At 70.9% G+C, this 12,642-nt stretch carries 12 protein-coding genes; 8 read left to right on the top strand and 4 right to left on the bottom strand.

The window, feature by feature from the left end; genetic code table 11:
* The first annotated feature begins 373 nt into the window (after positions 1-373).
* Positions 374-670: a hypothetical protein gene (locus ACZ5VQ_RS28265; RefSeq protein WP_200397904.1), complete on the top strand. Its 297-nt coding sequence runs from the start codon at positions 374-376 to the stop codon at positions 668-670.
* A 102-nt stretch (positions 671-772) separates the two neighbouring features.
* Here ACZ5VQ_RS28265 and ACZ5VQ_RS28260 read toward each other — a convergent pair whose 3' ends face one another.
* A complete protein-coding gene (locus ACZ5VQ_RS28260; RefSeq protein ID WP_469107333.1) occupies positions 773-1,480 on the bottom strand; it encodes an RDD family protein in 708 nt (235 codons plus the stop codon).
* 61 nt (positions 1,481-1,541) lie between these two features.
* Entirely contained in the window at positions 1,542-3,173 is a 1,632-nt protein-coding gene (locus tag ACZ5VQ_RS28255; protein ID WP_469107332.1) for an RDD family protein, read from the bottom strand.
* Positions 3,174-3,504: 331 nt separating this feature from the next.
* On the opposite strand from ACZ5VQ_RS28255, the gene ACZ5VQ_RS28250 reads away from it, so the two are divergent.
* Entirely contained in the window at positions 3,505-3,978 is a 474-nt protein-coding gene (locus ACZ5VQ_RS28250; protein ID WP_200397901.1) for an SsgA family sporulation/cell division regulator, read from the top strand.
* Positions 3,979-4,031: 53 nt separating this feature from the next.
* On the opposite strand, the gene ACZ5VQ_RS28245 is transcribed toward ACZ5VQ_RS28250, so the two are convergent.
* Positions 4,032-5,447, bottom strand: a complete 1,416-nt coding sequence (locus tag ACZ5VQ_RS28245) for an FAD-binding oxidoreductase (protein ID WP_200397900.1) — start codon at positions 5,445-5,447, stop codon at positions 4,032-4,034.
* A gap of 268 nt (positions 5,448-5,715) precedes the next feature.
* Between ACZ5VQ_RS28245 and ACZ5VQ_RS28240 the strand changes: the two genes are divergently transcribed.
* On the top strand, positions 5,716-7,056 hold the full coding sequence (locus ACZ5VQ_RS28240; protein ID WP_469107331.1) for a tetratricopeptide repeat protein: 1,341 nt from the start codon (positions 5,716-5,718) through the stop codon (positions 7,054-7,056).
* A 16-nt stretch (positions 7,057-7,072) separates the two neighbouring features.
* On the opposite strand, the gene hppD is transcribed toward ACZ5VQ_RS28240, so the two are convergent.
* Positions 7,073-8,218, bottom strand: coding sequence for a 4-hydroxyphenylpyruvate dioxygenase (gene hppD / locus ACZ5VQ_RS28235; RefSeq protein WP_469107330.1), 1,146 nt, complete (start codon positions 8,216-8,218; stop codon positions 7,073-7,075).
* Positions 8,219-8,340: 122 nt separating this feature from the next.
* Here hppD and ACZ5VQ_RS28230 point away from each other — a divergent pair, with 122 nt between their 5' ends.
* The 5 genes from ACZ5VQ_RS28230 to ACZ5VQ_RS28210 all read left to right on the top strand — a co-directional run bounded on the left by ACZ5VQ_RS28230 (position 8,341) and on the right by ACZ5VQ_RS28210 (position 12,622).
* Positions 8,341-8,814 (top strand): Lrp/AsnC family transcriptional regulator, encoded by a 474-nt coding sequence (locus ACZ5VQ_RS28230; protein WP_055617039.1) that lies wholly within the window; start codon positions 8,341-8,343, stop codon positions 8,812-8,814.
* Between the two features lie 38 nt (positions 8,815-8,852).
* The gene (locus ACZ5VQ_RS28225; protein ID WP_362077162.1) at positions 8,853-9,500 is read left to right on the top strand and encodes an ABC transporter permease; all 648 of its coding nucleotides are present in this window, start codon (positions 8,853-8,855) and stop codon (positions 9,498-9,500) included.
* Entirely contained in the window at positions 9,493-10,785 is a 1,293-nt protein-coding gene (locus ACZ5VQ_RS28220) for a betaine/proline/choline family ABC transporter ATP-binding protein (RefSeq protein ID WP_469107329.1), read from the top strand. Before ACZ5VQ_RS28225 ends, ACZ5VQ_RS28220 begins: the two co-directional genes overlap by 8 nt.
* Before the next feature lie 98 nt (positions 10,786-10,883).
* Positions 10,884-11,657, top strand: a complete 774-nt coding sequence (locus ACZ5VQ_RS28215) for an ABC transporter permease (protein ID WP_469107490.1) — start codon at positions 10,884-10,886, stop codon at positions 11,655-11,657.
* Positions 11,654-12,622, top strand: a complete 969-nt coding sequence (locus tag ACZ5VQ_RS28210) for a glycine betaine ABC transporter substrate-binding protein (RefSeq protein WP_469107328.1) — start codon at positions 11,654-11,656, stop codon at positions 12,620-12,622. The genes ACZ5VQ_RS28215 and ACZ5VQ_RS28210 overlap by 4 nt, the downstream gene beginning before the upstream one ends.
* Positions 12,623-12,642 lie beyond the last annotated feature (20 nt).

The following is a 12,642-nucleotide window of genomic DNA, read 5'->3' as shown; positions in this document are numbered from 1 at the left end:
GACCGGAGTTGAAGGAGAAAAGACAGATCTTGACTTGAACAGGTCAAGTGGGCTATGCACCGGCGGTCGTGCGCCGCGCACCGGCATCCGTCCGCTCACAGGAGAACGGTGTACCGCTCAACAGGCGCGTTCGAACGTCCACTTGATGGACGCCATGACTCCGTGCGCCCCCTGTGCACCGGCACCGTGGGTTAGGTCACGCTTACTGCTCGTTCCGCTCGGGCAGACAGCCGATTAGAGTCGGTTGGCGGCTCGCCGGATTTCCGGTGGTTTGCCAACCGGACACCGTTGTCGAACCCCAGATTCTTATCCGCACCCTCCCCCATCGCGAGAGGCACGGGGGGAGACCCCCACCCCGAGGATCGGAATAGCCATGCCTCGTCCGACCGCCGCACAGCTCGCCTACGGTTCCTGCACCGTGATCTTCTCCACGCTCGCCATGCTGCTGCTGTCACAGACGAGTTCGGGCCTGGGAGTCGTGGTGATCGCGCTCTCCGCCCTCGTGCTCGGCCTCCTCGTGGCCATGACGGTTCCCGTACCGAAGCCCGCCGCGCCGACCGTGTCCGTTGCCCGGCCCGCGTCTGTCACTCTCTCGGAACACCGGGTTCCGGTACAGCGCGAGACCGTCGCGGCCGCCAGCGCGCCCGAGCCGGTACGAGAGCGCGCCTGAGCCCGCCCCGAACCACCACACGAACCGGCGGGCCCGTTGACCACGGACCCGCCGGTCGTCTGCGCCGCCTGTGGACTGAGCCCATGCCGACTCCCGTGGAACTCAGCCCGTGCTGACCACCACCGTCTTGGCCGCCTTGTCGTGCAGACCCTGCTTGTAGGGCTTGTCGAAGAAGCTCCAGCCGCCCGCGATCGCGGTCCAGATGCACGCGCAGCAGAACGCGAACGGCAGCCACAGGACCAGCGCGCGGACCAGCGAGGTCTGCACGGAGGGCGTGGAGCCGTTGTCGAGGTTCGCCACCCGCAGGTGCAGCCACTTCTTGCCGAGGGTCTGCCCCGCCCTGGCGGTCATCACGGTGTCGTAGCCGACGTAGAGCACCGCGGCGATCAGTGACTGGCCGAACGACCTGCCGTAGTCGATCTCGTCCGTGTCCACGTCGTACTCGTTGACGTTGAAGGCCCACGTCACCAGCCACACCACGATGACGACGAGGATCATGTCGATGATCCGCGCGAGCGTGCGCTTGCCGCTGTCGGCGAGCGGAGGCATCCCGGCCAGCGGGTCGTTGCCGTACGGGCCGCCGCCGTACGGGTCACCACCACCGCCGCCGTACGGGTCACCGCCGCCGTAGGGCGGTGGCGGCGGGGTGGCGCCGTACGGGGAACCGGTGCCCGGCGGGGGCTCGTTGCCGCGGGAGGGGTCGAACGGCGGGCCCTCGCCGGGCGGCGGCTGCTGTCCGGACGAGCCCTCGTCCGGCGGCTTCTTCCTGAACGGATCGTCATCCGGTGGGGGCGGCGGCTCGGTCGTCATATCCCGAGTCGACCGCGAACCCCCCGACTGCGCAATGGGGGGCGGCCGTCCGGGGGAGCGGTCAGCCCGCGACGAACGTGTGGGCCGCCTTGTCGTGCCAGCACTGGCGCCACGGGCGGTCGAACGCGCCCCACAGGACACCCACGACACCGATGGCGAGAAGCCCGGGAACGCTGTAGACGAGCCAGCGGCGCAGCGCCAGACCGAACGACGGCGAGTCGCCGCCCTCGATGTCCCGCACCTGGAGGCCGCACAGCTTCTTGCCGAGGGTGCGGCCCCACTTGGCGGTGGGCAGCGCCTCGTAGAGGACACCGAAGAGGAGCAGTACGGCGACGATGATGCCGAGGTAGACCGCGGTGGTGCCGTCAATCAGCCAGACCGTGACGGTCTCACCCGACAGCTTGGCCGCGTCGATCTTCTCGTTGACGTGGTCCAGGGCCCTGGTGCCCAGCGGAACGGCGGCCGCGCCGGTGACGGCGGCCAGCACCAGCGTGTCCACGAGCCTGGCCGCCAGGCGCTTGCCGAGTCCCGCCGGGCGCGCGTTCGCCTGCGAGCGGGCGACCGCCTGGAACGGGTCCTCCCGCACCGGCTTCCACGGCACGACGGGCTGGTCGCCCTCCGGCCCCGCCAGGCGGTGCACCTGCTGGGCCCAGGAGGGCTGCCCGCCGCCGGCACCCGCGGCCATGGGCGCGCCGGATCCGGACTGCACAGGGGTGCCGGGGGTGGACTGCTCAGGGGCGGACTGCGGTGCGGCGGACTGCTGGGGGGTCGCGGGGGCGGCCGGGAAGGCGGCTGCGGGGCCCTGGGGGGCGGTCTGGGCGGGGCCGGCCTGAGCCTGGGCCGCGGCCGCCTGGGACGCCGCCGAGGACTGGGCGGCGGAGGGCTCCGCCCCGCGCTGCCGGCCCCCGCGCGGTACGGCCCTGAACGTCATCGTGCCCTCGGAGGCGAGGGGTTCACGCGAGCCGGGGACACCGCCGGAACGGTCGGCGCCCGAGACATGCGCACGCCCGGCGCCCATGGCTCCCGCCACACCCGCTCCCCCGGCCGGCCCGGCGGCCCTGTCCCTGTCCGCGCCCCCGGGGCCTCCGGAGCCCGCCGCTCCGGTCGGCTGTACCGGTCCGGTGGGCCTGCGGAACACCACCGAGCCGCCGGAGCCCGGCGGCTTGAGGGCCCCCGAGCCCCCGTCGGACTCGGCATCGGTGGCTTGTGACTCGTACGAGTGGAACGTGGCCATGCCGTCCGTGTGGTCCGACCTGCCGTCGGGCTGGGACGGCAGGGAAGGCAGGGGAGGCCCCGCCGACTCGGCCGGCTGCTCGGTGGGTACGCGCGGATCGGGCTTGCCCCAGCGGATCCGGCGGTCCGGGTCGCCGCCGAAGCCGGTCTGCCGTGAGCGGTCGGCGCCCCACGCGGTCGCGGGCTCGGGCCGGCTGCCGTGCTGGGCGTCGGCGGACGACGGGCTCGCGGCCGGCGGGTCCTCGTCGAAGAAGTGCGGCCCCGTCTCCTCCGTGGAGGAGGGCACGGACCGTTCGCCCGCGGGCGACGACAGCGGCTCGCCGCCGGACGGCGCCGGCCGGCTGGTGCCCGGCACCCACGCGGCACCGTTCCAGTACCGGACATATCCAGGAATGGAGGGGTCCGGGTAATACCCTTCGCGGGGCCTGTCGTCGCCTGGGGCCGGGGTTGGGGCGCTCATGTCCGTCGTCCCGTATCTGCTCGGGGGTCGTGTTGAGCGTCCACATCTATCAGACGGGCGCAAGGGTCACTGCCGCTCCTGGCGTACCTACCCCCTTCGAGCAAGGTTCCGCCACGTTTTCCGGCCGCCTCCGGCCGCTTCTGGTCGGGTGCCGATCGTCTGGCGGTCGGGTGCTGACCGTGTCTGGTGACCGGGTGCTGACCGTGTCTGCCGGTCGTGTGCCGGTGCTTCGGAAAAAGTTCCGCGAACCCGCGTAATGCTTCGCGGCCCGCGCCCTCTCCACTCGTACGGGCCCGCCCACAGGGCCACCGGACGAGAGGAAACGCACGACATGAACACCGTGGTGGAGCGCGAGCTCGAACTGAAACTGGTCCTGTCCCCCGAGCGCAGCATCCCGGTCCCGGCCCGGCTGAGCTACCGCACCGACGATCCGTACGCCGTCCACATCGCCTTCCACATCGGCTCCGACCACCCCGTGAACTGGACGTTCGCGCGCGAGCTGCTCGTGGAGGGCGTGTTCCGGCCGTGCGGGCACGGGGATGTGCGGGTGTGGCCGACGAAGGTCGCCGGACGGAGCGTGGTCCTGATGGCGCTGAGTTCACCCGACGGGGACGCCCTGCTCGAAGCACCCGCCGCGCAGGTGTCGGCCTGGCTGGAGCGCACCCTGCGGGCGGTGCCCCCGGGCTCCGAGGCCGAGCAGCTCGGTATCGACGACGGCCTCGCCGAGCTGCTCGCGCCCACCCCGGCCGACGATCTCTGGCTGCGCGACCCCTGGCCCTCGGACGAGTCCAAGGACGGGGAGTGAGACGCAGGGGCGCGAGAGGCGGAGGAGGTGGCCGGGAAGAGCTTTCCCGGGTTTCAGAAGAGCTTGCCGGGGTTGAGGATGCCGAGCGGGTCGAACGCCGTCTTGATCGCCCGCTGCATCTCCACGCCCACCGGGCCGATCTCGCGCGCCAGCCACTCCTTCTTGAGGACGCCCACGCCGTGCTCGCCGGTGATCGTGCCGCCGAGTTCCAGGCCGAGGGCCATGATCTCGTCGAAGGACTCGCGGGCGCGCCGGGACTCGTCGGGGTCGCCCGCGTCGAAGCAGACGGTCGGGTGGGTGTTGCCGTCGCCGGCGTGTGCGACGACGCCGATGGTCAGCTGGTACTTCTCGGCGATCCGGTCGACCCCTTCGAGCATCTCGGCGAGCTTCGAGCGCGGCACGCACACGTCGTCGATCATCGTCGTGCCCTTGACCGCTTCGAGGCCGGTGAGGGACAACCGGCGGGCCTGGAGGAGCAGTTCGGACTCGGCCGCGTCGTCCGCCGGAACGACCTGGGTGGCGCCGGCCGCCTCGCAGAGCGCGCCCACGGCCGTCAGGTCGGCGGCCGGGTCGAGGGTGTCGAAGGCGGCGAGGAGCAGGGCCTCGGTGGATTCCGGAAGGCCCATGTTCGCCATGTCGTTGACGGCCTTCACCGTCGTACGGTCCATCAGTTCGAGGAGGGACGGCACATGGCCGCCCTCCATGATCCGGCAGACCGCGTCGCAGGCGGCCGCGGCGGAGGCGAACTCGGCGGCCAGCACGAGCTGTTGGGGCGGCTGCGGCCTGAGGGCCAGAGTGGCCCGTACGACGATGCCGAGGGAGCCCTCGGAGCCGACGAAGAGGCGGGTCAGGTCGTATCCGGCGACGCCCTTCGCCGTACGGCGGCCGGTGGACATCAGGCGCCCGTCGGCGAGGACCACGTCCAGGCCGAGGACGTACTCGGCCGTCACCCCGTACTTCACACAGCACAGGCCGCCGGACGCCGTGCCGATGTTGCCGCCGATCGTGCACATCTCCCAGCTGGAGGGGTCCGGCGGGTAGTAGAGGCCGTGTTCGTTGACGGCGCGGGAGAGCGTGGCGTTGACGACGCCCGGCTCGACGACCGCGATCCGGTCGACCGGGCTGATCTCCAGGATGCGGTCCATCCTGACGAGGGACAGCACGATGCAGCCCTCGGAGGCGTTGGCGGCGCCCGACAGGCCCGTACGGGCGCCCTGCGGGACCACCGGGACGCGCAGTTCGGTGGCGACGCGCATGACGTGCTGGACCTGCTCGACGGTGCGCGGCAGCACCACGACGGCGGGGGTGCCGGCCTCGCAGAAGCTGGCCATGTCGTTGGCGTACGAGACCGTGACGTCCGGGTCGGTGAGGACCGCCTCGGCCGGCAGGCCCGCGAGGAGACGGTCGACGAGGCTGCCCACCGCCACGGTGTCTTCATCGGGTCGGGCTTCGATACGGCTCATGATCACAGCGTCGCACCCGGGGCCATCGGTGTGAACCCCGCCCGCGCGAGGCTTTCCGTGCCGGGGTGGTGGCCGGGTGTGCTCTTCGTATTGGCGCACAGTGAGCCGCATGGAGAGCGGCATGGGAAAAGAGCTGGCCTCGGGTTCGGCGGGCGGTCCTGGGGGTGGCCCGGCGGGCCGTCCGGCGGATTGTTCGGGGGGCGGTTCGGCGGATGGCTCGGCGGATGGCTCGGGGGGCGGTTCGGCCAGGAGGCGGACGGCCGTCGGTGTCGTCGTGGGATGTGCCGTCGTGGGGTGTGCCGTGCTGGGCGGTGTGCTGATGGTGGCGCCCCCTGAGCGCGGCGGGCCGCCGCCGGCGCCCGGTCCGGTGGCTCGGGCCGAGACCGCCGTCGGGGCCGGGGCGCCCGCCTCGCTGCCCGATCTGGTCGCGCTGATCGGGGACCGCGAGGCGCATCTGCGGGCCCATCCGGGTGATGTGCGGTCGTGGGCGGTGCTCGGCGCGGCGTACGCGGAGCGGGGTGAGCGGACCGGCGAGGCGCGGTTCTACCCGAAGGCCGAGAAGGCGCTGCGTACGTCGTTGCGGGCGAAGCCGAAGAAGAACGTGGAGGCGCTCGACGGACTGGCCGCGCTCGCCAATGCCCGGCACGACTTCCGGGCGGCGCGGAAGTGGGGCAAGGCCTCGGTGGCGGCCTCACCGAAGCGGTGGACGGCCTATCCGGCGCTGATCGACGCGTACCGGGGGCTCGGGGAGTTCAAGGCCGCGGACAAGGCGCTGACCAGGCTCGTCCGGCTGCCGTCGGGAGCGGCGGCGCCGAGGGCACGGGTGCTGGCGCGGGCCGCCCTCGTCTACCGCGACCAGGGGCAGCGCGAGGATGCCGCCGCCGCGCTCTGGGACGCGGTGGCGCTCGCCTCCGCTCCGGCCGAGCGGGCGGACTGTCTCGTCGGGGCAGGAGAGCTGGCCTGGGAGCGCGGGGAGCCCACCGAGTCGCTGCGCGCCTTCGAGGCCGCGGTGCGGGCCGATCCCGACGGGCACTCCGCGCTCGCGGGGCAGGGCCGGGCGCTGGCCGCGCTGGGCCGGGCCCCGGAGGCCGTGCGCGCGTACCGGGCCGCGTCGGAGAAGCGGGCGCTGCCTCAGTACGCGTGGGAGCTGGGCGAGTTGTACGAGTCGGTGGGGCTGGGCGACGAGGCGCGCGCTCAGTACGACGTGGTGCGGCAGCGGGTGCGGGCGAGCGCAGCCGGTGGGGTGAACACCGATCTCGTGGCAGGTCTCTTCGAGGCGGACCACGGTGACCCGGAGGCCGCCGTGCGGCTGCTGCGGGACGAGTGGGAGCGGCATCCCTCCGCGGCGGTCGCGGATGCGCTGGGGTGGGCGCTGCATCGCGCCGGGCAGCACGAGGACGCGCTCGTCTTCGCCACGAAGGCGACGGACAAGCAGCACGTGGGCGCGGTCCGCAGCGCGCCCTACGCGTACCACCGGGGCATGATCGAGCGGCGGTTGAAGCTGGAGGGACCCGCGCGCCGCCATCTGGAGGAGGCGCTGCGGATCAGTCCGTACTTCTCGCCGCTGGGCGTTCCGGCGGCGAAGGAGGCGTTGGGGGCGCTGGGTCCGGTGTGAGACCCGTGCCCGTGGACTACAGGTTGCCGCGCTTCTCCTGCTCCCGTTCGATCGCCTGGAAGAGGGCCTTGAAGTTGCCCTTGCCGAAGCCCATCGAGCCATGGCGTTCGATGATCTCGAAGAAGACCGTCGGACGGTCCTGGACCGGCTTGGTGAAGATCTGGAGCAGGTAGCCGTCCTCGTCACGGTCGGCCAGGATCTTCAGTTCGCGCAGGGTGTCGACGGGGACGCGGGTGTCGCCGACCCACTCGCCGAGGGTGTCGTAGTAGGAGTCCGGGGTGTCGAGGAACCGGACGCCGGCCGCGCGCATGGTCCGTACGGTCTCCACGATGTCGTTCGTGTTGAGCGCGATGTGCTGGACGCCGGCGCCGCCGTAGAACTCCAGGTACTCGTCGATCTGGGACTTCTTCTTGGCGATGGCGGGCTCGTTGATCGGGAACTTGACCTTGAGCGTGCCGTCGGCGACGACCTTCGACATCAGGGCGCTGTACTCGGTCGCGATGTCGTCGCCCACGAACTCCTTCATGTTCGTGAAGCCCATGACCTTGTTGTAGAAGGCGACCCACTCGTTCATGCGGCCGAGTTCCACGTTGCCGACGCAGTGGTCGATGGCCTGGAAGGTGCGGTGGGCGGGCGGCTCGACGATCGGGTCCGCGGCCGTGAACCCGGGGAGGTAGGGGCCGTCGTAACCCGTGCGCTCGACCAGGGTGTGGCGGGTCCTGCCGTACGTGGCGATGGCGGCGAGTACGACCGTGCCGTGCTCGTCCTTGAGTTCGTAGGGCTCGGTGACGGGGCGGGCGCCGTGCTCGACGGCGTAGGCGAACGCGGCGCGGGCGTCCGGGACCTCGATGGCGAGGTCGACCACGCCGTCCCCGTGCTCCGCCACGTGCTCGGCGAGGAAGTGGCCCCAGGGGGTGGCGGCCTTGATGACGGAGGTGAGGACGAAGCGGGCGGAGCCGTTCTCCAGGACGTAGCTCGCGGTCTCGCGGCTGCCGTTCTCCGGTCCGGAGTAGGCGACCAGCTTCATGCCGAAGGCGGTGGAGTAGTAGTGCGCCGCCTGCTTGGCGTTGCCCACGGCGAAGACGACCGCGTCCATTCCCTTGACCGGGAAGGGGTCTGCCTGCCGCGCGGTGTCGGGGGTGGTGTGGGTGGTCTGAGTCATGGCCGCAGGCTCTCTCCGTTCCGCAAGGTGCGCAATAGTTTGCGAATCCGCTGGGCAATATGTTCAGTGAATGGCCTACCCCGTCAGGCTTTGTGTACAGGATGACCACCTCGGAGGCCCTCATGGCGATCGATCATCTGGACGGGCGGCTGCTGGTGCTGCTCGCGCGGGAGCCGCGGATCGGTGTGCTGGAGATGTCCCGGCGGCTCGGGGTCGCGCGCGGGACCGTGCAGGCGCGGCTCGACCGGCTTCAGTCGAATGGAGTCATCCGGGGGTTCGGGCCGCAGGTGGATCCCGCGGCCCTGGGGTATCCCGTCACCGCCTTCGCGACGCTGCAGATCCGGCAGGGCCAAGGCACGGACGTACGGGCGCACTTGGCGACCGTGCCCGAGGTGCTGGAGCTGCACACGACGACGGGCGGCGGGGACATGCTGTGCCGGCTCGTGGCGCGGTCCAACGCCGATCTTCAGCGGGTGATCGACCGGGTTGTCGGTTTTGATGGCATCGTCCGGGCCTCCACGGCGATCGTCATGGAGAACCCCGTGCCGCTGCGGATCATCCCGCTGGTGGAGCAGGCCGCGGAGGACGACGACTGAGGCGACGGCGACTGAGGCGACAGTGGGGTGAAAAGCGGGTGAGCTTCTGGGAGTACCTGGGCAGTCGCCATCAGCAGCTCCTCGCCGACGCCTACCAGCACGCCAGCGCCGTCTTCCAGTGCATGGTCGTCGCCACGGTGATCGGCGTGGTGGTCGGTGTCGTCACCTACCGGAGCGAGTGGGCCGGGAGCCTGGCCACGACCACGACGGCGACCCTGCTGACCATCCCCTCGCTCGCCATGATCGGTCTGCTCATCCCGATCGTGGGGCTGGGGGTGCCGCCCACGGTGATCGCGCTGACCCTGTACGGGCTGCTGCCGATCGTGCGCAACTCGATCGTGGGGCTGCGCGGGGTCGATCCCTCGCTCGTCGACGCGGCCACCGGCATCGGGATGTCGCGGCTCGCCCGGCTCCTGCGGGTCGAACTGCCGCTCGCCTGGCCGCCGATCCTGACCGGGATCCGGGTCTCCACCCAGATGCTGATGGGGATCGCCGCCATCGCCGCCTATGCCTCGGGACCGGGTCTCGGCAACGAGATCTTCCGCGGCATCGCCTCCCTGGGCAGCAAGAACGCGCTCAACCAGGTGCTCGCGGGCACGCTCGGGATCATCGTCCTGGCCCTGCTGTTCGACGCCGCGTACGTCCTCATCGGGCGGCTGACCATTCCCAGGGGGATCCGTGTCTGAGCCGACCGCCGGCACCGCGACCACCACCACTGCCGCTGCGACCACCGGCGCGAACGCCACCACCGGCGCCACGATCGAGCTGGAGAACCTCACCAAGCGGTACCCGGGTAGCTCCCACCCCGCCGTCGACAGCGTCAACATGGAGATCAACGCCGGTGAACTCGTCGTCTTCGTCGGCCCCTCGGGGTGCGGGAAGTCCACCACCCTGAAGATGATCAACCGGCTTATCGAGCCCACGGGCGGCCGGATCAGGATCGGCGGCGAGGACGTCACCCACATGGATCCCGTGAAGCTGCGCCGCAAGATCGGGTACGCGATCCAGGCCTCGGGGCTCTTCCCGCACATGACGGTCGCCCAGAACATCGCCCTCGTACCGAGGATGGTGGGGTGGCCGAAGGCGCGGATCAACTCCCGGGTCGAGGAGATGCTGGATCTGGTCGGTCTCGACCCGGGCGAGTTCCACGGGCGCTATCCGCGGCAGCTGTCCGGCGGGCAGCAGCAACGGGTGGGCGTGGCACGGGCGTTGGCCGCCGATCCGCCCGTGCTGCTGATGGACGAGCCGTTCGGGGCCGTGGACCCCATCACCCGTGACCACCTCCAGGACGAGCTGATCCGGCTGCAGCACGAGCTGCACAAGACCATCGTCTTCGTCACCCACGACTTCGACGAGGCGATCAAGCTGGGCGACCGGATCGCCGTGCTGCGGGAGCGGTCGCACATCGCCCAGTTCGACACCCCGGAGGCGATCCTCACCAACCCCGCGGACGACTTCGTGTCCGGGTTCGTGGGCGCGGGGGCCGCGTTGAAGCGGCTCAATCTGTCGCGCGTACGGGATGTGGAGATCACCGGCTATCCGACGGTGACCGTCGACGACCCGCTCCAGGAGATCTTCAACAAGCTGAGGTCGAGCGGTACGAACGAGATCCTGCTGCTCGACCGGCGCGGGCGGCCCTACAAGTGGCTGCGGCGCGGGGACCTGATGCGGGCCAAGGGCTCGCTGGCCCGGGCCGGCACGCTGGTGCACGACACGGTGACCCGGGACGCGACGCTGCGAGACGCGCTGGAGGCGGTACTCATCGACAACGCGGGGCGGGTCGTGGTGACGGGGCGGCGCGGGGAGTACACCGGCGTAGTGGACATGGAGACGCTGATGAACTCCGTACACGAACTGCTGGAGGCCGACCGGCTCGACGCGATGGAGCACCAGCACGAACTGGAGGAGACGCGAGCCGAGCAGACCCATCACGAGCAGGAGGGCACCGCCGGCGGGGAGGCGAAGGCGTGAGGGTCCCGGAGACCGACCACGACACCGGGGCGGACCCGGACGACGAGGGCGCCGGGGCGGGCTCCGGACCGGGCTCCGGACCGGGCTCCGGGTCCGAGGTGGCGAAGGCTCCCCCGGCCGTCAAGTCCCGTGCCTCCCGGGTGACCTGGCAGAAGCTGACCCTGCTGCCGGCCGTGCTCACCGTGGTGCTGCTCACCACCTGGCTCTGGTTCCGGCAGGCGGACCTGGACCCGCTCTCGGAGAACGCGCTGTCCGGCGGCCAGGTGTGGAAGGCGCTGCGGCAGCAGATCGAACTGACCGTGATCTCCACGTTCTTCGTGCTGATCATCGCGATCCCGCTGGGCATCCTGCTGACCCGCAAGGCGTTCCGCAAGGCGACCCCGGCCGCGATGGCCGTCGCCAACATGGGGCAGGCGACCCCTGCCATCGGTCTGCTGGCGCTGCTCGTGATCTGGCTGGGCATCGGGCAGAAGGCGGCGCTGATCGGCATCATCGCGTACGCCGTCCTGCCGGTCCTGTCGAACACGATCGCCGGGCTCAAGGCGAACGACCCGACGCTGCTGGAGGCCGCCCGGGGCATCGGCATGTCCCCCGTGGGCGTACTGGCCCGTGTCGAACTGCCCCTCGCCGTACCGCTGATCCTCGCCGGCGTCCGTACCGCTCTCGTCCTGAACGTGGGCACGGCGACCCTCGCCACCTTCGGCGGGGGCGGCGGTCTCGGCGTACTGATCACGACCGGGATCACCAACCAGCGGATGCCGGTGCTGGTGCTCGGCTCGATCCTGACCGTGGCCCTCGCGCTGCTGGTCGACTGGCTGGCCTCGCTGGCCGAACTGCTGCTCAGCCCGCGCGGGTTGGAGGCGGGGACATGAGACGGCGTACGGGTCTGGCGGCCGCCGGGGCGATGCTGGCGGCCTCGGCCGGGTGCGGGCTGACCAGCGGCTCGCCCATGGTCGACGACGTGGAGCCCGGCTCGATCGGGCAGGGGAAGCCGCTCAAGGGCGCCGATCTCACCGTGACGTCCAAGGAGTTCACCGAGCAGCTGATCCTCGGCGCGATCATGGGCATCGCCTTCGAGGCGGCCGGCGCGAACGTGCTGGACCGCACGGGCATCCAGGGCTCCATCGGCGCCCGCGAGGCCGTCAAGAGCGGGGACGCGGACGGCATGTACGAGTACACGGGCACCGCCTGGATCACGTACCAGGGCAACAGTGATCCCATCACCGACCCGAGCAAGCAGTGGGAGGCCGTGCGCGAGGCCGACCTGAAGAACGGGCTGACCTGGCTGCCCCCTTCTGCCCTGAACAACACCTACGCCCTCGCCATGAACCAGGCCAACTTCAAGAAGTACGGCACGAAGACCCTCTCCGACGTGGCCGCGCTGTCGAAGTCCGACCCGAAGGCGGTCACGCTCTGCGTGGAGAGCGAGTTCGCCAACCGGGCCGACGGGCTGCCGGGCATGGAGAAGGCGTACGGCATGAAGGTGCCCGCCGGGAACGTCACCCAGATGGACACCGGGATCATCTACACCCAGGCGGCGAAGGGGAGTTGCACCTACGGGGAGGTCTTCACCACCGACGGGCGCATCAAGTCCATGAACCTGGTCGTGATGGCGGACGACAAGAAGTTCTTCCCCAACTACAACGTGGCTCCGGAGATCAACTCCAAGGCCCTGAAGAAGTATCCGGCGATCGCGCAGGTCCTCGACCCGATCACCAAACGCCTGAACAACGACGTGGCGCAGGAGTTGAACGCGCGGGTGGACGTGGACGGGGAGGATCCGCACTCGGTCGCGCTGGACTGGATGAAGGACGAGGGGTTCGTGAAGGAGGGCTGAGCGGGGGCTCTCCCGGGGGA

The organism is Streptomyces sp. NPDC033178 (assembly GCF_055577685.1).
Note: the sequence above shows the minus strand (reverse complement) of the source record. Positions and strands in the feature narration are given on the sequence as shown.